This window comes from Pseudoalteromonas sp. J2K-J031, from assembly GCF_058197095.2.
In genome coordinates this window covers 3,464,733-3,486,320 of the sequence record NZ_CM200279.1, presented here as the reverse complement: position 1 = coordinate 3,486,320, position 21,588 = coordinate 3,464,733, and the positions used below count along the sequence as shown (strand labels likewise).

The following is a 21,588-nucleotide window of genomic DNA, read 5'->3' as shown; positions in this document are numbered from 1 at the left end:
TGACACAGGTTTTAGATCGCAACTGGTAAAAAAGTTGAGATCCGTTAGAATCAGCGGTCTTCTTTTTTGTTAGTAGTTCTGTCATGAAATTAAATCCAAGCCAAGATGAAGCAGTAAAATACATCAGTGGGCCTTGCTTAGTGCTCGCAGGTGCGGGTTCAGGTAAAACTCGGGTGATCACCAATAAAATTGCTTATTTAGTGCAAAAGTGTGAATACCAAGCAAAAAATATTGCCGCGGTGACGTTTACCAATAAAGCGGCGCGCGAGATGAAAGAGCGTTTAAGTCAAACACTGGGCAAAAAAGAAGCCAAAGGCGTGTGGGTTTCAACGTTTCATACCTTAGGTTTGGAAATCATCAAAAAAGAGCTGATGACCCTAGGTTTTAAGCCTGGTTTTTCATTATTTGATGATCAAGATACCAGCCAGTTAATGGCAGAATTAACCGAAAAAGAACTGAAAAAAGACAAAGATCAGCTTAATTTATTGAAGATGCAAATCTCAAACTGGAAAAATGATCTGATCAATCCAGAACGAGCCATTCGCGAAGCGCAAGAACCACAAAAAGCGCAGTTTGCCTTGTTGTATGCCCGTTACCAAAATCAGTTAAGGGCTTATAACGCGTTAGATTTTGATGATTTAATTATGGTGCCAACGGTATTACTGGCCAATTATCCTGATGTGCGAGAGCGTTGGCAAAATCGTTTTCGTTATCTGCTGGTGGATGAATATCAAGATACCAATACTAGCCAGTATTTATTAGTGAAATACCTTGTCGGAGATCGCGCCCGTTTTACGGTGGTAGGGGATGATGATCAATCTATCTATTCTTGGCGTGGGGCTAAACCGCAAAACTTAGTGTTGCTGAGTAAAGATTTTCCGGCGTTACGTTTAATTAAATTAGAGCAAAACTATCGTAGTGCCGGGCGGATTTTAAAAGCGGCAAATATTTTAATTGCCAATAACCCTCATGTGTTTGAGAAAAAGTTATTTAGTGAGCTTGCGTACGGTGAGCAAATTAAAGTGATAGGCACGCGGGATGAAGAGCATGAATCTGAACGTGTTATTGCGGAAATTATTTCTCATAAATTTACCAAACGGACAAATTTTAAAGATTACGCCATTTTATATCGTGGTAATCATCAGGCCCGTATTTTTGAAAAGGCGCTGATGGCTAACCGTATTCCATACAAAATCAGTGGCGGTATGTCGTTTTTTAGTCGCTCAGAAATAAAGGATATTATGGCTTACTTGCGTTTGCTAGTGAATCAAGATGACGACAATGCGTTTTTGCGGATCGTTAATACCCCAAGACGTGAAATTGGCACGACCACACTTGAAAAGTTGGGGACGTTTGCCAATGAAAAGCACATTAGTTTGTTTGCTGCATGTTTTGAGCCCGAACTAAATCAGCGTTTAACCGGACGTGGATATAATGCGTTGCAAGGGTTTGCACGCTGGGTGGTTGAGTTGTCGGATGAAGCTGTGCGAGGCGATACCCTTGAAGCGGTGAAAACCATGGTGCGACAAATCAATTATGAAGATTATTTGTATGAATCTTCTCCAAGCCCTAAGGCCGCTGAAATGCGGATGAAAAACGTCTCTGAGCTCTATCGTTGGATCACCGATATGATTAGTGGCAATGACGATAACCCGCCAATGACCTTAGCCGAAGTGGTCACCAAGCTTACACTTCGCGACATGATGGAGCGTAACGAAGGGGAAGATGAATCAGATGCGGTGCAACTGTTAACACTTCATGCTTCAAAAGGCCTTGAATACCCTTATGTTTTTATGGTCGGTATGGAAGAGGGATTGCTGCCGCATCAAGTGAGTATCGATGAAGATAACGTTGATGAAGAGCGCCGATTGGCATATGTCGGTATCACTCGTGCGCAGCAAGAGTTAACTTTTACCTACGCCAAAATTAGACGTCAATTTGGTGAAACGTCGAATACTGAAATCAGCCGTTTTGTGCAGGAGTTACCACAAGACGACTTGGCGTTTGAATCCCGCCAACAACCAACTTCACAAGCCGAACGGATGGAAAAAGGCCAAGCGCGAGTAGCCAATTTAAGGGCTATGCTGAAAAAAGATTAACGAGATAATAAGTGTAATGAAGCTGGATGTACCGCAGCACTGTGCTGTTGTTGTTCAGCCGTTGCTGGTGCTGCATAGAGTGCTAAACCATGGCGTTCTAACAATTGCTGGTAATTTAAAATAGCAGGACCGGTTGCAACAACTTGGCTGTTGGTTAATTTTGCGACCGTTAATAAACCTTGTAATTGCAATTGTTGTGCGGGTTGCTGCAAAACGCGTTGACTAAAAATAGCGCTCAAAATGATAAAATCGAATGCCAAGCGAGTGATTATGTTGAGATCGCAGCGAAAGTGGCCAAAATCCGTAATACCAATCAAGATCCCTTGCTGCTTCAGTTCTGCTAAATGCTCAATTGTTTTATTGTGCGCTTTGGCAATCGCTTGTTCTTGAAATACCAAACATACTTGTTGATCCGGTTTTTTGGCAAGCAATGTGTGCTTCAGCGACGCAAAATGTTCACTACTGAGCATGGCAATATTGCATTTAACTAAAATTGGCGCGTTAACCGCAGGTTGCTGAAGAATGGTTTCTAGGATTTTAATTTCAATTTCTGGCAACTTGGTGCAATTAGATAAATATTTTTCTATTTGACTAAAGCGGATCAGGCCGAGATCGGGATGTTGCCAAACACGTTGAGTGACATAGGCTTGGATCTGCGCATGACTATTTTGGATCACGGCTTTGGTATTAAATGATAAGTCAGCAGGAGTGAGTTGGTGTTCAATGTGGGCTAAACCCATGTTTTTGTTATCAAGCTGCCTTAATAAAGGATGAAAAAACTCTACTTGGCCTCGGCCGTTTTTCTTTGCCTGATACATCGCAGTATCAGCATCACGGATGATTGCATCGGTATTGGCATAATTATTATGACTATGTGTTATACCAATGCTTGCGCCTGACTGAATGCAAAGCCCGTTTCGGCAAAACGGTTCTTTCATGATTTCGATAATACGATTGGCTACATCAATGGCTTCTTGTGGGTGATGTAAATGAGTCAGTAAAATCACAAATTCATCGCCCGCTAACCGAGCGAGTAAATCATGTTCGCGAATACATAAACTAAAAGAACGGGCGACATCAACCAGAAATTGATCGCCTATTTGATGGCCTAAACTATCATTAACAGCTTTAAAATTATCTAAATCAATAAACAGTACTGCAAAGCCCGGTTGTGGGTGGCGCAAATGCTGTTGTAGCGTTTTATCAAGTTGCATTAAAAACAAGCTGCGATTGGCAAGGCCTGTTAACGCATCATGGTGTGCATCATGATAAAGTTGCTGCTCAATTTTTTTGCGCTCCTCAATTTGTAGTTCCAAATAAAGGTTGGTTTGTTGTAACTTTTTGGTTTTTTCAGCAACGCGTTTTTCTAATTTTTCATGGCTTTGTTGCAGCGCTTCATTTGCTAAATGCTTTTGCAACACATTGGCAATTTGCTGTGATACAAAATTAATTAGCTCAACATCATCGTCTTTAAAGTAATGTTTTTTATCATATGACTGACACGCAATAACCCCAATGACATCATCGTTATTGATCAGGGGAGCACCGATCCAAGATGTTTCAGTCTGGTCGGTACAATGATTTTCGGTACGTACGACCAGTCCAGATTCAATTAACTGAGCCGATTTGTGGTGATCAATGAGCTGTGCACAGCGTTGATTGATGACATATTCTGTAAAACCTTGGCGAAATGGCCGTGTTTTATAATGAGGGATCCTTTCATCAACAGCGTACGGAAAACTTAGGGTATTATTTGTTTTGTTATAGAGGCAAATATAAAAATTTTCAGCGTAAGTAATGCTATTTAATATGTTATGAATTTGTTGATAAAAATCACTAAGACGTTCGGTTTGGGTCGCTAATTTTGAGATTTTAAACAAAATTTGTTGACGTTCTAACGCTTGCTTACGAATTAATATTTCTTTTTGTAATGCTTCATTACTCTGAGTTAGCGCAAAGGTACGATACTTTACTTCTAATTCAAGTAGTTCACGTTTTTTTACTCGCTCAATTGCAGTTGATAGATAAAGTGAAATAACTTCGAATAATTCAATTTGTGTATGGCTAAAGCTTTGTTCTAATTGATAACTTTGCGACACCATAACACCAATAATCACTTTGTCTTGATAGATTGGGACACCAAGCCAGTGTTCACATACCGATCCTAATAACTTGAAAAGATTATTGGCTTGGCCCTCAATAATATCGGCTTTGGTGAGTGATTGCGTCTGCCCTGTACGGTAAACATAGCCAGTCAATCCTTCATTAAAATGGTGATCTTCAGCTAAGGGCACGGATTGATGATCTTTTTCATCAACAAAATAAGTCAGTTCTAGTTGTGCTGTTCTTTGGTTTAATAACACGACATAAAAGTTGCTGGTCGGGAGATAATCTTCAAGAATTTTATGAATTGCAGGGTAAAGCAATGTTAATTCGGCAACATTGCTGGCTTGCTCTGATAGTTGGATCAAAGCAGATTGCATATCGTGGATATGTTTATATTTAGCTAATATTTTTTTTAAGCGCTTATTTTTATGGAGCAGTTTATTTTTTGCGCTACTGAGTTCGTCCACTGAATCAAACCGTATTGTTATAGTTATCGGTTATTATTTGAGCTTAATCATTCCATTGAATGAAAAATCCGTCAAGAACTAATGTTTTTTTTGCAATAAAAAAGGCCGCGAGCGGCCTTTTTTTAAGGTCTTAATTAATGACCTGTTTTCATGAAATCAATAGCAGCTTGAATCTCATCGTCAGAACAATTCATACACGTACCACGAGGAGGCATTGAGTTAAAACCATTAATAGCATGGTCTAAAAGTACATCAGCGCCTTTGGCAAGACGAGGGGCCCAGTCGGCTTCTGTTTTTGGAGCACCTAATGCACCTGTGCCATGACAAGCAAAACAGCTGGCTTGAAACACATCTTGACCTGATCTTGGGCCAGCCGGAGCGGCGACAACAGCGGCTTTATCTCCTTGAAGATATACCGAACCAATTGGTGCTAAACGACTTTTGATCGCTTCTTCGGTCATAGAATTATCATAAGGTTGGGCTGATACGGTTGTTGCTAACAGCAATAATACTGCAGAAATTTTTTTCATTACCTTGCTCACTTCGATTAGAACGCGATCAAACACGATAGACGGAAATTAAACCAATTATAACGCCCTAAGCAAATTTATAAAATGCTTAGTCGCAGGATTAATTTATAAAAAAAACAAAAAATTGCGTTAGCGCAAAGAATTTAGGTGAAAAAAGGTTGTAGATGCAATCTATTCTCAACTTAACACTATGTTGAAACATCAAATTTTACATATTTAATATTAAAATCGGTTCTACTTACGTTAATATGAACAAATCGCTACAAAATAGTAAATTATAGTTACTAACTTAAGTGCAAAAGTACATGTTTAGAGATGAATATGTAAAAGCCGTTGTGTTTGTTTTTTTTGGAGGTTCGGGCATGAAGCTAGCCGGGCGCATACTAATTGCTATAAGTTTGTTTGGAGCTGCAGCTTCACATGCTTTGGTGAGTCCTAAGGATGTTAATACATTTACTTTGGATAATGGTTTAAAAGTTATTGTATTAGAAGATGATTCTATTCCGAATGCCAATATGTACACGTTTTGGAAAGTAGGTTCTCGTAATGAGGCACCGGGTATTACGGGGTTATCGCATTTTTTTGAGCATATGATGTTTAATGGGGCTAAAAAATATGGCCCTAAAATGTTTGACCGCACGATGGAAAATCATGGTGGCCGAAATAATGCGTATACAACGGAAGACTTAACGGTTTATACCAATTGGTTTCCATCAGAATCACTAGAAATTATTTTTGATTTAGAAGCCGACCGGATTGCAAATTTAGATATTAATCAGCAAGTACTTGAAAGTGAACGTGGTGTAGTAACATCCGAGCGTAGCACGGGGCTTGAAAACTCTAACTGGCGAACATTATCTGAAGAAGTAAAGGGAGCTGCGTTTAGAGCGCATCCTTATTCATGGTCTGTTATTGGCCATCAGTCTGATATTGATAATTGGACCTTAGACGATTTAAAGCGTTTTCATAAAACGTATTACGCGCCAAATAATGCTGTCATGGTGATTGTAGGTGCAGTAAAAACACCTGAAGTAAAAAGATTAGCCCAGCAATATTTAGGGCCAATTGCTGCCCAACCTGCAGCAAGAGCAATCCACACCGTTGAGCCAGAACAAAAAGGCGAGCGTCGTGTATATGTTCAAAAAGAATCGGTTTCATCGCCTAATATTATGTTGGCATATCATGTGCCAGCAACGTCTCATCCTGATTATTATGCGCTGGCATTACTCTCTGATATTTTATCTAGCGGTAATAGTGCACGTTTAAATAAAAGTTTAGTGGAAAACCAAATCGCCCTTTCGACAGCCACCTATTTACCTCAATCATTTGATGCTAATTTATTTTATCTTTATGCCGTTGCAGCTAAAGAGGTTGAAGCCAATGAGTTAGAGCGTGCTCTTATCGCACAAGTAAATAAAGTGATCAAAGAGGGGGTTACTGAAGCTGAATTAGATAAAGTTAAAAATCAACGGTTGCTAGCCCTTTATCGAACACTGGCAACCATTAATGGTAAAGCTAATGAAATGGGAACTTACGAAGTGTTTTTTGGTGATTATCAAAAGTTGTTTACTGCACCCCAAGATTTTTCTCAAGTGACCGTGGCGGATGTACAGCGTGTTGCTGCGACCTATCTTAAGCGAGCCAACCGTACTGTGGGTGTATTAGCTGCCAAGGAGGATAGCCATGAAAATGATCTCTAAATGTGTAACTGTTTCGATAGTGGTTGTGACTTCATTTTTTACAGCAGCATTTGCAGCTGGGAGTAGTTTTAAGCTTCCTAAATATGAGCGTGTGACTTTCGATAATGGATTAACCGTTTATCTATTGGAACAACATGAAGTACCGTTGATCAATATGGCGGTTGTGATTAAAACCGGTGCACAGGCCGATGGTGTACACCAAGGTTTAGCGTATTTAACTAATGAAAGCTTAATGCTGGGTACAACTAAAGCGTCAAAAAACGAAATTGAAGAAAAACTCGATTTTTTAGGTGCCAATGTTACTGTTACAACTGATCATGATGCGAGCCAAGTCAGTGCTTCTTTTGCTGCTAAAGATCAAGCAACAGTTATGGGGTTAGTGCGGGATATGGTGTTACAACCTAGCTTTTCAGCCTCAGAATTCGACAAATTTAAATTACGTCATCAAAGTGTGCTGACTCAACAAAAAGAAAGCCCTAGAAATGTAATAAGCCGTTATTTTGATGGCTTTTATTACCAAAATCATAGTTATGCTCAGCCGGTATCAGGCGATGAAAACTCCATTTCGGCAATTAATCTTGAAGTAGTTAAAGGTTTTTACCAACAATGGTACAAACCCAATAATACAGCAGTTATTGTCAGTGGTGATTTTAATAGTGCTGCGATGAAAGTGCGTTTACAAGCGATGTTTGCTTCATGGCCAGCAGGCGAATTAATGGTACAGACGCAGCAAAAGGTTACTCAACCGCAACAGGCTAAAGTACTGTTAGTTAATAAAGCCGATGCCAATGAAACCACATTTTTAATCGGTGGGGCTGGTGTTGCAAAAAATGCCAAAGACTTTGTTCAACTTCAGGTTATTAATACCATTTTAGGTGGGCGTTTTACCTCATGGCTTAATGATGAACTGCGGGTTAATAGCGGTTTAACCTATGGTGCACGTAGCCAATTTAACAGCCAGGCCCAAGCAGGTACTTTTTATATCTCTACCTTTACTAAAACAGCCACCACAATTGAGGCGATTGATTTAGCGCTAACAACGTACCAAAAGCTGTGGTCAGTAGGAATTGACGAGGCAACCTTAAATTCAGCCAAAGCCTATGTCAAAGGGCAATTACCACCACGTTATGAAACCAGTGCTGACTTAGCTAATTTTTTAGCCGATATGTATGTTTATGGTATTGAAGAGAGCATGATCAATCAGTTTGAACAATCAGTAAACGAATTAACTGTTGCACGAAGTAAGGCATTAATTGAGCAATATTTTCCAGCTACTAATTTACAGTTTGTATTAATTGGTAAAGCAGATGAGTTGCGTGAATCAGTTAAAAAATACGGTGCTGTGCAAGAAGTTGATATTACCCGTCCGGGTTATCAGTTTTAAGAATTAAAAAACGTGCATTTTATGATGCACGTTTTTTACACAGCCTAGAGTTTAAGCCCGATCGAAAAGCCAAATTTAGTTTGGCTTTTTTTATAGGATCATCGCGACCAAGTGCTTAATTGTTTTATCGATACCTTGAGCAGCTTGTAAAATAGAGCCTGCAAGCATGTAGGCTGGCGTACTAATAACCTTTGCTGTTTCATCTACGACAAACTCATCAACCGCACAATTTTGATGTTTAGCGCCTAATAAAGTCAGTTGTTCAGCCGTAGCTGGGTCGTTGCCGATCGTTGCAACAACACCTTTACCGTACACCAAAGGAATAAGGGCTGGTGAAATACAGATGTAAGCAGCCGGTTTTTTTGCTTGGGCGAATTGTTGGCAAGCATTTAAAACTTTAGGGTTCATTTGGCACTGCGCGCCTTTAAATGCAAAATCAGATAAATTTTTAGCTGCGCCAAACCCACCGGGTAATACTAAAGCGTCAAACTCAGCCACATCTAACATAGCCACATCTTGGATGTCACCACGGGCAATACGTGCTGACTCAACCAGTACATTGCGCTGCTGATCTGCTTGTGGCTCACCGGTTAAATGATTTATGACATGAAACTGAGAAATGTTAGGCGCAAAACATTGGTACTGCGCGCCTGCTTGTGTAATTGATAATAAGGTGAGCACCGCCTCATGGATTTCAGAGCCATCAAAGACGCCACAGCCACTTAATATAACAGCAATTTTTTTCATAATATTTTCCCGATTGGCAATAAGTTGATTTGTTTATAAACAAATAGCGCAAAGGATTCTACCTAAAGAATAAAAAAATATAAAAGGATCACTAGGATCTTTGATCCTTTGTGGTAAAGTACTGCCTCTGAGACTTTCGTGACGTAGTAATCCACACTCAGGTATCAAGCAGTAAAAACATTTTCCACATTAGATAAAAATAATAAAAATAAAATTCAGAGCGAGTTTATTTTTAAAAAACCTTTAAATACAAAGATATAAAACAACCCCAGATGTTTAATTTCAGCTGGTGCGTTTAGTCATTTCTTTTTATCTACAAACTTATCCACAGCTTATTGATTTTTTAGCGAATGCTATCTCCGTCAGTAGCTCGTTTTCTGAGAGTCCTTGTGGCATGCTAGGCAATCACAATGACTAAGTAACTTTTTTATAATTACAGGATCCTTAACAATGGCGCAGATCCAAGACAATCCACTGATTTTGGTTGATGGTTCATCGTATCTTTTTCGCGCATTTCATTCGCCACCGCATTTAACGAACTCTCGTGGTGAATCAACCGGTGCCATTTATGGTGTGGTTAATATGCTCAAAAGTTTGGTAAAACAATTTGATCCATCTCATATGGTGGTGATATTTGATGCTAAAGGCAAAACATTCCGTAACGATATGTACGCAGAATATAAAGCCAATCGTCCTCCTATGCCCGATGAACTCAGAAGTCAAATTGCCCCATTACATGAGATTATTCGTGCGATGGGGTTGCCGTTAATTAGCATTGAAGGTGTTGAAGCTGATGACGTGATTGGCACGTTTGCGCGTATTGCAACCGAGAAAAAGCGTAATGTGCTGATTTCTACGGGCGACAAAGACATGGCTCAATTAGTTAATGAGCATGTCACGCTGATTAATACCATGACTGATACCGTGCTTGATCCTGCCGGAGTGACGGAAAAGTTTGGTGTTCCGCCTGAGTTGATTATCGATTATTTGGCCTTAATGGGTGATAAAGTCGATAACATCCCTGGTGTTGATGGTTGTGGGCCAAAAACGGCGGTTAAATGGCTACAGCAATATGGATCATTGGCTAACGTCATTGAAAATGCTGCTGCCATAAAAGGCAAAATTGGTGAAAAATTACAAGCTGCTGTGCCGCATTTACCGCTCAGTTTTGAACTTGCGACTATTAAGTTAGATGTAGATGTTTCGGACGATCTTGATCAATTAACGATCCAAGCGCCTAATAAAGACGAATTGATTAAATTATATGGCCATTGTGAATTTCGTCGTTGGTTGGCTGAGTTGTTAGATGGTGCAGCTGCAGCACCTCAACCTTTAACCCAGCGCGCGGTGAATGATGAAGCAAACTCAGAGCCAGAAGCGACATTACTTGATGTTGAATATGAAACAATCTTAACCGAAGCGCAGCTTGATAAGTGGCTTGCTCAATTACAAAGCGCGCCATTGTTTGCCTTTGACACCGAAACAACCAGCTTAGATTATATGCAGGCTGATTTGGTCGGGATGAGCTTTGCAGTCGAAGCGGGTAAAGCTGCTTATTTACCGATTGGACATGATTATTTAGGTGCGCCCGAGCAGCTAAGTAAAGAATTGGTTTTTGCAAAATTAGGGCCACTATTAGCTGATGAGCAACACGCTAAAGTCGGCCAAAATTTAAAGTACGATAAATCTGTGTTGGCGCGAGCTGGCCTTGAGCTTAACGGTATTAAGTTCGATACCATGCTGGAATCTTATGTGCTCAGTAGTGTAGGAACACGCCATGATATGGATTCATTGGCGCTAAAATACCTTGGTCATAAAAACATTAGTTTTGAAGAAATAGCAGGCAAAGGTAAAAATCAGCTCACGTTTAACCAAATTGAGTTAGACAAAGCCGCGCCTTATGCTGCTGAAGATGCGGACATTACACTGCGTTTGCACCAAATGTTATGGCCAAAACTTGAGGCGGATGAAAAACTCAAAGCAGTATTTGAAACCATTGAATTACCGTTAGTGAGTGTGTTATCTGATATTGAGCGCACTGGCGTTGAAATTGATAGTGATATGCTGGCTAAACAAAGCTTTGAAATTGGTAAACGTTTAGATGAGCTTGAAAAAGAAGCCCATGAATTGGCGGGCGAAGCGTTTAATTTAAGTTCGCCAAAGCAACTTCAAGTCATTTTGTTTGAAAAACACGAATTACCTGTGATTAAAAAAACCCCAAAAGGTGCACCTTCAACCGCAGAAGAAGTATTACAAGAACTTGCTCACGATTACCCATTACCCAAGTTGATTATTGAGCATCGTGGTTTATCAAAACTTAAATCAACCTATACCGATAAATTACCGTTAATGGTAAATGCCGATACACAGCGGGTACACACCTCATATCATCAAGCAATTACGGCAACGGGGCGTTTAAGTTCAACCGATCCGAACTTACAAAATATTCCTATTCGTACCGAAGAAGGCCGAAAAATTCGCCAAGCGTTTGTTGCAGCCAAAGGCTATAAAATTGCTGCGGCCGATTATAGCCAAATTGAGCTGCGCATCATGGCACATTTATCACAAGATAAAGGCCTGCTGAATGCGTTTGCACAAGGGCTTGATGTGCATAGTGCGACAGCAGCTGAAGTCTTTGGCGTGCCTGTTACTGAGGTCACTACTGATATGCGCCGTAAAGCCAAAGCCGTTAACTTTGGTTTGATTTATGGAATGTCGGCGTTTGGTCTTGCACGCCAACTTGATGTGCCTCGCCATGAAGCGCAGCATTATATTGATAAGTATTTCGAACGTTTCCCAGGTGTGCTTGAGTACATGGAAAGCACACGTGAAAAAGCCGCTGAGCTTGGTTATGTTGAAACTTTGTTTGGCCGTCGTTTGTATTTACCTGAAATTAATGCGCGAAATGGTGCAAGTCGAAAAGCAGCCGAGCGAGCGGCTATCAATGCCCCGATGCAAGGTACGGCAGCCGATATCATCAAAAAAGCAATGATCACAGTCAATGCGTGGGTTAAAGCTCAACCAGATAAAACGGTGCGTTTATTAATGCAGGTACACGATGAATTGGTATTTGAGATCAAAGAAGAGTGTGTTGATGAATATATGCAGCACATTTGCTTGTTGATGTCGCAAGCTGCAGTGTTAGATGTGCCGTTAATTGTTGAATCCGATAGCGGTGATAACTGGCAACAAGCACATTAACGATACTTCAAAAGGTGGTGACAAAGTTTGTCATCACTTACCGTTTAGGTAAATAAAAAGAAGTGATTGTTAGTATTTAGTTAGTGTTGTGTAGTGATTAAAAATTTACGTCTAAAACTCACCGAACTTGCTTTATTTATTGGGGGGGCTTTGTTAAAGTGCGCGCCGTCCTACTTCGGTAGGCATCCTGTTGATGATGTGTCTTCCTTAATTGGAGATACAGCGTATTAATAGCTTCTCCCCAGATTGCTATAACCGGCTTATTTTATATAAGCCGGTTTTTTTTTGCTTAAACGTTTTCGTTTGGCTCAGACTCAATCGCAATTTTATCTTCAGGCGCTTGATGAATAACTTCACCTAAGTACCAATTATCAAGATGTTTAGCTACTTCAACTAAGCCAATACCATCAAGTGATGAAAATGCATGAACAGTAATATCACCGTTAAGCTCTTTTAGCTCACGACGAACACGTAATACTTCAGACTTACGCTTACCTTGCTTATATTTATCGGCTTTGGTTAGTAACACCAAGGTTGAAATATTGCTATCTACAGCCCAATTAATGAGATCTTTATCAAGATCTTTCAATGGATGGCGAATATCCATTAAAATCACTAAGCCTTTTAAGCTTTTACGTTTTTCGAGGTATTCACCAAGCGAACGCTGCCATTTCTTTTTTGTTTCGATTGGTACTTTAGCGTAACCATAACCGGGTAAATCGATTAGACGCATATCTTCGCCTAAATCAAATGCATTAATTAATTGCGTACGACCAGGTGTTTTACTGGTTTTTGCAATTTTTTTATCTGTTAACGTATTGAGTGAACTAGATTTTCCGGCATTTGAACGGCCAGCAAAGGCAACTTCAATGCCCGTATCTGGTGGGAGTTTGCTAATATCGGGTGCGCTGGTCATGAAAGTTGCAGCACTGTATTGTACACGTGATTTAAGCACAGTGACTCCTTAAGGTATGCTGGGATAAACTGCAGGCAAAGCTGCAAAATGTGCGATTAAACTGCGAATAGAGTATTTTATACTAATATCAATAAAATGTTGAGCAACTATCGAGTCAGTTTAGCTGTGAAATGAAAAAAAAGGGCTAAACTTCTTAATCTAAGTCAAAACCCTTATATTTTATAAGTTTTTACAGGGCATAAGACGTGCCAGAGAAATTAATATCGTGTAGAATAAGATTCTAATGCTGGTAGGTATACCTGCATTGCAGGTTAACAGGGTCGAAAAACAGAGAATCCACCATGAAAAAAATAGCACTATCTTTAACTATGTTGTTTGGTGCATTAGCTGCAAACAACGCAACTGCATTTGATGGCGATGCAACTGCAGGTAAGGCAAAGTCTGCAACATGTGCAGCGTGTCATGGCGCCGATGGTAATGCGCCTATCACTATGTATCCAAAAATTGCTGGTCAACATGCTGAGTATATCTACAAGCAATTAAATGAATTTAAATTAGGCATGACTAGCGGCGGTACAAAAGGTCGTATGGATCCGGTAATGAGTGGCATGGCCATGCCATTAACGGAACAAGATATGAAAGATCTTGCTGCGTACTTTAGTTCTTTACCTATTCAAGAGGGTGAAACACCTAAAGAGTTGGTTGATGCTGGCACTAAGCTGTATAAAGCAGGTGATGCAGAGCGTGGAATTCCATCTTGTGCATCGTGTCATGGCCCTCGTGGTAATGGTACATCGTTAGCTGGCTTTCCAAAAATTTCGTCGCAACATCCAGAATATATTAAGTTACAGCTTGAAAAGTTCCGTGCTGGCACACGTCATAATGACTTAAATGGCATGATGCGTGATGTAGCTAAAAAACTAACTGACCATGATATTGAAGTACTTTCTAAATATTTAAACGGTCTTCACTAGTTTTTAGTGTTTGCTGAATTAAAAAAGCCGCTTACTAACAGTAAGCGGCTTTTTTATTACGTAAACATGTCATTAAAGGAGGCTGTTCTTACTCATATACATTCACTTCAATTCTTGATGATAAATTTATCTCAGGCAACTATTGTCAACGCTAAGAGCGTTGGATTAACGTGCAATAGGCTTGCTATTTGACCTTGTTACCCTTAAAAATTTTGAGATTGATTCTGATACTTCGGTTATGTTGGTGTGTCTTGTTCATCAGGCGGTAAATAATCTTGGAGCTTCTTTTTCAGTAAGTTGAAGTTAATTGGTTTGAGCATATAACCTGTGACACCTGCTTCAATTGCTTGAACAATGTTTTGTTGTTCACTGTGTGATGTAAGAATAAATACGTCAGTTTCCAGTAATAGCTCATTAGTGCGAATGATTTTAAGTAGATCTAAACCTGATTTCCCTTCCATTTCCCAATCAGTAATAACGATATCTATCGGGGTCTCGCTTTCAACCGCGGAAAGTAATATTTTTAAGGCCTTATCAGCGTCTTCAGCGCTTTGAATTTTTTCAAAACCCATTTCAGAGAGCAATTTCGAAGCAACAGCCAGCATGGATGGAGCATCATCAACTAATAATATTTTAGGCATGTGGGTGTCAGATATTGTTCTTGATTGTTTATCAATTTGATGTCGAAGTTTATTTAAGGCGGAAACCAAACTGATGAGCTTATTTTCTTCTTTTTCTCTTTCATCATTTTTTAAATTATCGAGTGCTTCTCGATGCTTTTTAATCGCTGGCTTAAGCAGATCTTGCATTAATAAACATTCTTTGTTCGTGAGCATTCGTATTATCCTTGTTAAAAATAATTATCATTATTAAGGGTGTGTTGACCTTTTAAGTATGAATTTCGCTTGATTATACGACCTCAGATCATTTTGCTCAGTATTAAATAGTGAGCCCAAAGGGTAGAATTTTGTTTGGCATTGCTACAGCACTCTTGCCGATTTATGCAGAGTAACCACAATCATCAGCTATGCTTTGTGCGAATATCAAAAAACGTTGTAAAAACATACATAAAAGGGCAATACGCTCTAATAAAAGTAATACCAACTCATACATTGGGCAAATTGAAGTTATTGTTTATTACAGGGTACGTTTAATTAACCTGATTTATAGAGTTACCACGAGCTGATAATTCTGTGATATAGACCCAATCAACCTGAATACGCAGTGTTTCAGCGAATCTTCAGGTTGATTGGGCCTATATCCGTCGTTTTTCAAGATGCTTGAGTATTAGCCGAGTGTCTTCATCTCAATCACATAGTGCATCTATGTGATTGAGGGCTCAAGTGCTTGTCGCCTACGTGCACCTTGAAATCTATAGGGTATAGAATTAGTTGTTGAATGTGATCTGTTCGTTGGCGCCATATCCCGTAAGTTCATAGGTACAATGCGTGATAATGAGGATATGACGTTTGCATTCTCGCTGAATATTTAGTGTGATGTTGACTGAGTCTCAACGTTACTGCGAAGGTTGGCCATAAATATGCTCAGCACGATTGAATAGCACCCATGAGGTTAAAATATATTTATCGTTGGATTTAGGAATACAGCCACGATGGGTATGAGTAAAGTAGGCTGGCGCAATCACCATATCGCCTTTTTTTGGCTTGATTTTACGCTGCTGATAATAAAATTCTGTTTCCCCGCCTTCTTCAACATCATTCAGGTAAAACATAAAAAGCAGCACGCGGTGTAGAGCTTCATTGTGTCCTACTTGCGGATATACTTCACTGTGCCAATAAGGGTAACCACCCTGATCAGTAAGGTATTTTTGCGCTTGGATATTCCCTAAGCGAAACAGTTGCGGCACTAAAACGTGCATTTGAGGTTTGGCGACTTCGGCAAAATTATCAGCGGTTAAATCAACTGGCTGACCTGTTTTTGGGTGATACACTTTGAGTCCAAAGGCACCTATTAAAATAAAAAAGTGCTCTTCAAGATAATTAAATAAGTGCAAGGCAGTGGTTTGTTGAATGTGTTTTAGCTGTTCGGCATATTCTGGGTGCATATTTAAATATAAATCTTGACTGTTTTTTTTCTTTAAATCGACACCTCCACTTGTTGTACCTTGTTTTAAATGCGGGCTTTGTTCAAATATTTTGATAAAGTGATCACAAAATTGCGGACTTAAAGCACCATCATAAATTCGGATAAAGTCCGTCATGGTCGTTCCTTATAAGGATTCTTATGTTTATAGAAAAAATTGCCCCACGATTTTCTGAAACCGATGTTTTAGGGCATATCAACAATACCGTATTGCCGGTGTGGTTTGAAGCGGCGCGGGTTCCTATTTTTAAAATATTTACTCCAGATTTAAACCCACATCAATGGCGTTTGATTGTCGCTAAAATCGAGGTCACGTTTAAAGGTGAGCTGTTTTATGGCCAAGATGTTGAAGTTAAAACCATGATTGAAAAAATAGGTGGTAGCTCGTTTGTGATTGTGCAGCAAGCTTGGCAGCACGGGCAGTGCTGTGCAGAGGGAAAAACAGTAATGGTACGCTACGATTTTGCCAATAAATGTTCACAGGCTTTAAATGAGCAAGAGCGTGAAGCATTAGCGGCTCATTTAATATAAGCCGCTAAAAATACTTAAAATTGAACTTGTTTGACGTGATAACCGCGTCGTTTTAGTAAATCGAGTACGCTATTTTTACCCGCTAAATGTGCAGCACCCACTAAAACTAATTCTTTATCTTGGTTATTAAATAACGCTTCGAGTTTGGGGATCCAATCTTTGTTGCGTTTGGTAAACATTAAGTCATAAGTATTGGGGTCGGTTTTTTGCATTTCTGTGGTCATTAAATGCTCAATATCGCTTAAATCCCCCGAGCGCCATGCTGCGAGCATTTTATTAAAACTGGGTTGAAAGTCTTGCATTTGCTCTAAGTTACTTTGCATAAAGGCATCTGGATTATCTTCACCAAAAGCCGAAAATAATGACAGTTGGAAATCAAGGCTCTCTAAATAGATGGTTTTTTTTCCATCTTGTTTGGCTAAACGGGCAAAATAGGCATCAACACCTTCACCATGTAATTGTGCTTTTTGCAGCTCAAAAGTAAGCAGGGTCATGGCGACTAATCCGGGTTTAAATTGCTCAAACATCGCAATGTCGACGCCTAAGTGTGTAAAGTACAGACTTAATTGTTGATAGACAGCAGGAGATAGCTTGGTTTTTAGGCTTTGTCCTGTGGGGTATGTGAGTTGCTGCATCATCGCCAATTGCGCATTTGCATCATTACTGTCTGGCATTTGTGCTTCGAGCATCAGCACATTGGTATTTTGATAGGCTTGCTCAAATCCTTTTGGTAACGGAAACTCACTTGGCGGTAAAACATGCACAGTACCACCAAGATAAATAGAGTCGCCATGTTTAGTTACTTGCCACAGTGAGGTAGTCGCTGCATGTGCAAGGCTGGTAAAGCCGATAATGCTTATTGCCGTTGTAAGTTTAACGTAAGTGAGTAATTGAGGTGTTTTTTTCATTATGCGAATCTTCTAATTGGCCGGAAATGCAGGTGAAATACATTTTTTCACCGTAAATTGATAACCATATTGAGCGGTGTCACTTTTACTAATCTCAACAATTTCATAGTCATTGAGCTCTACAACTTTCACGTTTTCAGAAAGTTTGCAGCGAGAGAACTCATCCGCCTCAAGCTCATAAATAAAATCAGCGATGATACTTTTGGCAATGCTGGGGTAATCCTGATTTAAATCAATCTGAATCCCATTTGAGTCTGGATTTGAGTCATCAATAATGCCGATGTTGACAGTGTTTTTTTCTAGTGGCTCTTTTTTGGCAGTGTTAGTGGCGATTTTTGTTGGGGTGTCGGTGGTGGCGTTGCTTGTATCATTATTTAAGCCTTGTTCAACTTCAGCAATGATTTTTTTTGCATCATTACTGAGCCCAAACTCCGATAAGGTGATAATTTGCACGAGCAGGATCATCGAAACAATAAAACGAACTAATGCGGTAATAAATGGATATTCACAGCGACTAATTAAGCGCACACCTTTGATGCCAAAAGGTTTGAGTGCTAACAGAGCCAATAAGTAAAAAGGCATGATGAATTGAAAAAGTAATAAAAAAAGAAATGAAATACCGACAATCCAGCTTGGCAAAAATAATAAAATGGCGAAATTATGGCTGTAAGTAAAGTGGGCTGCTGAGACTGTGGTGATTTCGTTAACTATGCCAGATGCGTTAACTAACGCAAAATTAGCAATAGTGGCATAAATCAGCAAAATGATGGCTTTACCTAAAATGGAATCCCAACATGTTACAAAACGTGGCCAGAATTCGAGAGCTAATGCCAGTGCAGCTGGGATGCTGATCAGTAGCAGGTCTTCAGTGGGGAGTAATAATAAAGACAATAAGTAAAGGCGCTGCGCAGTGTTAAGTGCAAACCATATATGCTGTAGTTTAACTTTATAATGCGCCAGTCGATGGCTGATAGAGCTATTTAAAAAAGTAAGTCGTTCCATGAATACTCCAAAGTAAAACCTCTGCTATAGCAGAGGTTTAAGGTATCGACCGGTATGTGATGCCTCGCAGTGTGCAACATCTTCTGGAGTGCCAGCAATCAGAATTTCACCACCGCCTGCACCGCCTTCAGGGCCTAAATCTACCACCCAATCTGCTGTTTTAACAACATCAAGATTGTGTTCAATAATAACAATGGTATTACCGTGATCACGTAACCGTTGTAATACCAAAAGTAATTGTTGGATATCGTGAAAATGTAGACCTGTGGTTGGCTCATCCAAAATATATAGGGTTTTACCTGTATCGCGTTTAGATAATTCACGAGCTAACTTAACCCGCTGTGCTTCACCACCTGATAATGTCGTGGCTGCTTGACCTAATCGAATATAAGACAATCCTACATCCATTAATGTTTGTAGTTTTCGGGCAATTGCAGGGATTTTATCAAAAAATCCATAAGCATCTTCAACCGTCATTTCAAGCACTTGATGAATGTTTTTGCCTTTATAGAGCACTTCGAGGGTTTCGCGGTTATAGCGTTTACTTTTACACACATCACAAGGTACATAGACATCAGGTAAAAAATGCATTTCAACTTTAATTAAACCATCGCCTTGGCAGGCTTCACAGCGCCCACCTTTGACGTTGAAACTAAAGCGACCCACTTTGTAGCCACGTGAGCGAGCTTCTTGAGTGCCTGCAAATAACTCACGAATCGCAGTAAAGATACCGGTATAAGTTGCCGGATTCGAGCGCGGTGTGCGACCAATCGGACTTTGATCGATATCGATCACTTTATCAAAATGCTCAAGGCCTTTAACTTCTTTGTGGGGCGCAGCTTCAGCGGTTGTTGCGCCATTTAATACGGTGTGAGCAACTTTGAATAAGGTATCGTTTATTAATGTTGATTTACCAGAGCCTGATACACCGGTAACGCAGGTCATCAAACCAAAAGGAATGCGTAAATCGACATTTTTTAGGTTGTTTCCGGTTGCGCCAAACACTTCAAGCCATTTGTCGTTAGTTGGATTACGCTGAGCGGGCACTTCAATTTTGCGTACACCACTTAAAAACTGACCTGTAATGGACTTTTCATTTTTCATGATGTCATCACGGGTACCTTCAGCAATGACGTAGCCGCCATGAACACCGGCCCCTGGGCCAATGTCAATAATATGATCTGCAGCACGAATGGCATCTTCATCATGTTCAACCACGATAACGGTATTACCTAAATCTCGTAAGTGAGTCAGGGTGCCCAGTAAACGGTCATTATCGCGTTGATGTAAGCCGATTGAAGGTTCATCAAGTACATACATGACCCCGACTAACCCTGCGCCAATTTGGCTGGCTAAACGAATTCGCTGAGCTTCACCCCCTGAAAGGGTATCGGCACTACGTTCGAGTGATAAATAATTGAGCCCGACATTGACTAAAAAGGACAAGCGTTCTCGAATCTCTTTTAGGATTTTTTCAGCAATTTGCCCTTTTTGACCTGTGAGTAATAGCTGGCCAAAAAAGACAGTGGCATCTCCAATACTCATGCGGGTGACTTGCGGTAAATTAGTGTTACCAATAAATACATGGCGCGCTTCTTCACGTAAACGTGAGCCGTGGCAGCTTGGGCAATCTTGACTGGTTTGATATTTAGCCAGCTCTTCTCTGACAGAGCTTGATTCCGTTTCTTTATAACGGCGGTTCATATTATTCAAAACACCTTCGAAGTGATGTTTGCGTAATACCACATCACCACGATCATTTCGGTATTGAAATTCAATGTCAGTTTTACCTGAGCCGTCTAAAATAACTTTTTGCGCGTCACTGCTGAGCTGATTAAAAGGTGTTTCAACATCAAATTTATAATGTTTTGCCACCGCTTGCAGCATCTGGAAATAATATAAACTGCGTTTATCCCAACCACGAATAGCGCCTCCTGATAAACTCAGTTCAGGATTTTGCACCACACGATTGGGATCAAAATATTGGCGAACACCAAGCCCATCACAACTTTGACATGCCCCCGCTGGGTTGTTAAAAGAAAATAAACGCGGTTCTAAATCAATCATTGCATAGCCGCAGGTAGGGCAGGCAAAGTTGGCAGAAAAAACAATTTCTTCTCTGTCGGGTTCATCCATAAAGGCAATTTGCGCTACGCCGTTTGACAGGGCCAATGCGGCTTCAAACGATTCAGCCAAGCGTTGCTGTAAACCATCTTTTACTTTAATGCGGTCAACAACGACTTCAATAGTATGTTTTTTATGAAGTTCTAATTCTGGTGGATCAGATAAATCACACACTTGACCATCGATACGAGCGCGAATGTACCCTTGGGCTGCAAGTGACTCAAGGGTTTTGACATGTTCGCCTTTGCGCTCTTTAACAACAGGGGCGAGCAACATGACTTTGGTATCAGCTTCAAGCGCTAAGACTTGATCAACCATTTGACTAATGGTTTGTGCAGCCAGTGGTAAATCATGATGAGGACAGCGAGGCTCACCGACGCGGGCAAACAGCAAGCGTAAATAATCATAAATTTCGGTAATTGTGCCGACCGTCGAGCGCGGATTATGCGATGTTGATTTTTGTTCAATAGAAATAGCCGGTGATAAGCCTTCGATGTGGTCCACATCTGGCTTTTCCATCAGAGATAAAAATTGACGGGCATAAGATGATAACGATTCAACATAACGACGTTGGCCTTCAGCATAAAGCGTATCAAATGCTAAAGAGGATTTTCCTGAGCCAGATAAACCAGTAATCACAATGAGTTTATCTCGAGGAATAGTCAGGTTGATGTCTTTTAGGTTGTGGGTGCGGGCCCCTCTTACTTCGATATTATCCATGAGTTCTCTAAATCTTGATGTTACGGTGGCTGATTTACGTTCGATCAGGTCTTGCGACCAGTATCGCATACTTTAG

At 40.2% G+C, this 21,588-nt stretch carries 15 protein-coding genes; 6 read left to right on the top strand and 9 right to left on the bottom strand.

The window, feature by feature from the left end; all coding sequences use genetic code 11:
- Positions 1 to 83 precede the first annotated feature (83 nt).
- Entirely contained in the window at positions 84 to 2,099 is a 2,016-nt protein-coding gene (gene rep, locus AC3KZC_RS15915) for a DNA helicase Rep (protein ID WP_490579688.1), read from the top strand.
- Here rep and AC3KZC_RS15910 read toward each other — a convergent pair.
- Positions 2,096 to 4,672 carry a sensor domain-containing diguanylate cyclase gene (locus AC3KZC_RS15910; RefSeq protein WP_490579689.1) on the bottom strand — a complete coding sequence of 859 codons (2,577 nt, stop codon included), beginning with the start codon at positions 4,670 to 4,672 and terminating at the stop codon, positions 2,096 to 2,098. The genes rep and AC3KZC_RS15910 overlap by 4 nt on opposite strands.
- A 134-nt stretch (positions 4,673 to 4,806) precedes the next feature.
- Positions 4,807 to 5,202, bottom strand: a complete 396-nt coding sequence (locus AC3KZC_RS15905) for a c-type cytochrome (protein WP_490579690.1) — start codon at positions 5,200 to 5,202, stop codon at positions 4,807 to 4,809.
- 362 nt (positions 5,203 to 5,564) lie between these two features.
- Between AC3KZC_RS15905 and AC3KZC_RS15900 the strand changes: the two genes are divergently transcribed.
- Both AC3KZC_RS15900 and AC3KZC_RS15895 read left to right on the top strand, forming a co-directional pair.
- The gene (locus AC3KZC_RS15900; protein WP_490579717.1) at positions 5,565 to 6,902 is read left to right on the top strand and encodes a M16 family metallopeptidase; all 1,338 of its coding nucleotides are present in this window, start codon (positions 5,565 to 5,567) and stop codon (positions 6,900 to 6,902) included.
- A complete protein-coding gene (locus AC3KZC_RS15895; RefSeq protein WP_490579691.1) occupies positions 6,886 to 8,286 on the top strand; it encodes a M16 family metallopeptidase in 1,401 nt (466 codons plus the stop codon). Before AC3KZC_RS15900 ends, AC3KZC_RS15895 begins: the two co-directional genes overlap by 17 nt.
- A gap of 90 nt (positions 8,287 to 8,376) precedes the next feature.
- On the opposite strand, the gene elbB is transcribed toward AC3KZC_RS15895, so the two are convergent.
- Positions 8,377 to 9,033 carry an isoprenoid biosynthesis glyoxalase ElbB gene (gene elbB, locus AC3KZC_RS15890; RefSeq protein WP_490579692.1) on the bottom strand — a complete coding sequence of 219 codons (657 nt, stop codon included), beginning with the start codon at positions 9,031 to 9,033 and terminating at the stop codon, positions 8,377 to 8,379.
- A gap of 450 nt (positions 9,034 to 9,483) precedes the next feature.
- On the opposite strand from elbB, the gene polA reads away from it, so the two are divergent.
- A complete protein-coding gene (gene polA, locus AC3KZC_RS15885; RefSeq protein ID WP_490579693.1) occupies positions 9,484 to 12,234 on the top strand; it encodes a DNA polymerase I in 2,751 nt (916 codons plus the stop codon).
- A gap of 289 nt (positions 12,235 to 12,523) precedes the next feature.
- Here the strand turns inward: polA and yihA are convergent, their stop codons facing one another.
- Positions 12,524 to 13,189 carry a ribosome biogenesis GTP-binding protein YihA/YsxC gene (gene yihA / locus AC3KZC_RS15880; protein WP_490579694.1) on the bottom strand — a complete coding sequence of 222 codons (666 nt, stop codon included), beginning with the start codon at positions 13,187 to 13,189 and terminating at the stop codon, positions 12,524 to 12,526.
- A gap of 302 nt (positions 13,190 to 13,491) precedes the next feature.
- Here yihA and AC3KZC_RS15875 point away from each other — a divergent pair, with 302 nt between their 5' ends.
- Entirely contained in the window at positions 13,492 to 14,124 is a 633-nt protein-coding gene (locus tag AC3KZC_RS15875) for a c-type cytochrome (RefSeq protein ID WP_490579695.1), read from the top strand.
- 236 nt (positions 14,125 to 14,360) lie between these two features.
- Here the strand turns inward: AC3KZC_RS15875 and AC3KZC_RS15870 are convergent, their stop codons facing one another.
- Both AC3KZC_RS15870 and AC3KZC_RS15865 read right to left on the bottom strand, forming a co-directional pair.
- On the bottom strand, positions 14,361 to 14,960 hold the full coding sequence (locus AC3KZC_RS15870) for a response regulator (RefSeq protein WP_518525901.1): 600 nt from the start codon (positions 14,958 to 14,960) through the stop codon (positions 14,361 to 14,363).
- A gap of 680 nt (positions 14,961 to 15,640) precedes the next feature.
- Positions 15,641 to 16,345, bottom strand: coding sequence for a 2OG-Fe(II) oxygenase (locus tag AC3KZC_RS15865; RefSeq protein ID WP_490579697.1), 705 nt, complete (start codon positions 16,343 to 16,345; stop codon positions 15,641 to 15,643).
- Between the two features lie 23 nt (positions 16,346 to 16,368).
- Between AC3KZC_RS15865 and AC3KZC_RS15860 the strand changes: the two genes are divergently transcribed.
- Positions 16,369 to 16,758 carry an acyl-CoA thioesterase gene (locus AC3KZC_RS15860; RefSeq protein ID WP_490579698.1) on the top strand — a complete coding sequence of 130 codons (390 nt, stop codon included), beginning with the start codon at positions 16,369 to 16,371 and terminating at the stop codon, positions 16,756 to 16,758.
- 14 nt (positions 16,759 to 16,772) lie between these two features.
- On the opposite strand, the gene AC3KZC_RS15855 is transcribed toward AC3KZC_RS15860, so the two are convergent.
- The 3 genes from AC3KZC_RS15855 to uvrA are packed head-to-tail and all read right to left on the bottom strand — an operon-like array spanning position 16,773 to position 21,512.
- Positions 16,773 to 17,666, bottom strand: coding sequence for a TraB/GumN family protein (locus tag AC3KZC_RS15855; RefSeq protein ID WP_490579699.1), 894 nt, complete (start codon positions 17,664 to 17,666; stop codon positions 16,773 to 16,775).
- Between the two features lie 12 nt (positions 17,667 to 17,678).
- Entirely contained in the window at positions 17,679 to 18,668 is a 990-nt protein-coding gene (locus AC3KZC_RS15850; RefSeq protein WP_490579700.1) for a hypothetical protein, read from the bottom strand.
- 24 nt (positions 18,669 to 18,692) lie between these two features.
- Positions 18,693 to 21,512, bottom strand: coding sequence for an excinuclease ABC subunit UvrA (gene uvrA, locus AC3KZC_RS15845; protein ID WP_490579701.1), 2,820 nt, complete (start codon positions 21,510 to 21,512; stop codon positions 18,693 to 18,695).
- Positions 21,513 to 21,588 lie beyond the last annotated feature (76 nt).

Excerpts from the sequence above, each read along its gene's own strand:
- AC3KZC_RS15870 (WP_518525901.1), bottom strand. The coding sequence starts at position 14,960 with ATGCTCACGAACAAAGAATGTTTATTAATGCAAGATCTGCTTAAGCCA.
- elbB (WP_490579692.1), bottom strand. The coding sequence starts at position 9,033 with ATGAAAAAAATTGCTGTTATATTAAGTGGCTGTGGCGTCTTTGATGGC.
- AC3KZC_RS15905 (WP_490579690.1), bottom strand. The coding sequence starts at position 5,202 with ATGAAAAAAATTTCTGCAGTATTATTGCTGTTAGCAACAACCGTATCA.
- rep (WP_490579688.1), top strand. The coding sequence starts at position 84 with ATGAAATTAAATCCAAGCCAAGATGAAGCAGTAAAATACATCAGTGGG.
- AC3KZC_RS15855 (WP_490579699.1), bottom strand. The coding sequence starts at position 17,666 with ATGAAAAAAACACCTCAATTACTCACTTACGTTAAACTTACAACGGCA.
- AC3KZC_RS15865 (WP_490579697.1), bottom strand. The coding sequence starts at position 16,345 with ATGACGGACTTTATCCGAATTTATGATGGTGCTTTAAGTCCGCAATTT.
- polA (WP_490579693.1), top strand. The coding sequence starts at position 9,484 with ATGGCGCAGATCCAAGACAATCCACTGATTTTGGTTGATGGTTCATCG.
- AC3KZC_RS15875 (WP_490579695.1), top strand. The coding sequence starts at position 13,492 with ATGAAAAAAATAGCACTATCTTTAACTATGTTGTTTGGTGCATTAGCT.
- AC3KZC_RS15850 (WP_490579700.1), bottom strand. The coding sequence starts at position 18,668 with ATGGAACGACTTACTTTTTTAAATAGCTCTATCAGCCATCGACTGGCG.
- uvrA (WP_490579701.1), bottom strand. The coding sequence starts at position 21,512 with ATGGATAATATCGAAGTAAGAGGGGCCCGCACCCACAACCTAAAAGAC.
- AC3KZC_RS15900 (WP_490579717.1), top strand. The coding sequence starts at position 5,565 with ATGAAGCTAGCCGGGCGCATACTAATTGCTATAAGTTTGTTTGGAGCT.
- AC3KZC_RS15895 (WP_490579691.1), top strand. The coding sequence starts at position 6,886 with ATGAAAATGATCTCTAAATGTGTAACTGTTTCGATAGTGGTTGTGACT.
- AC3KZC_RS15860 (WP_490579698.1), top strand. The coding sequence starts at position 16,369 with ATGTTTATAGAAAAAATTGCCCCACGATTTTCTGAAACCGATGTTTTA.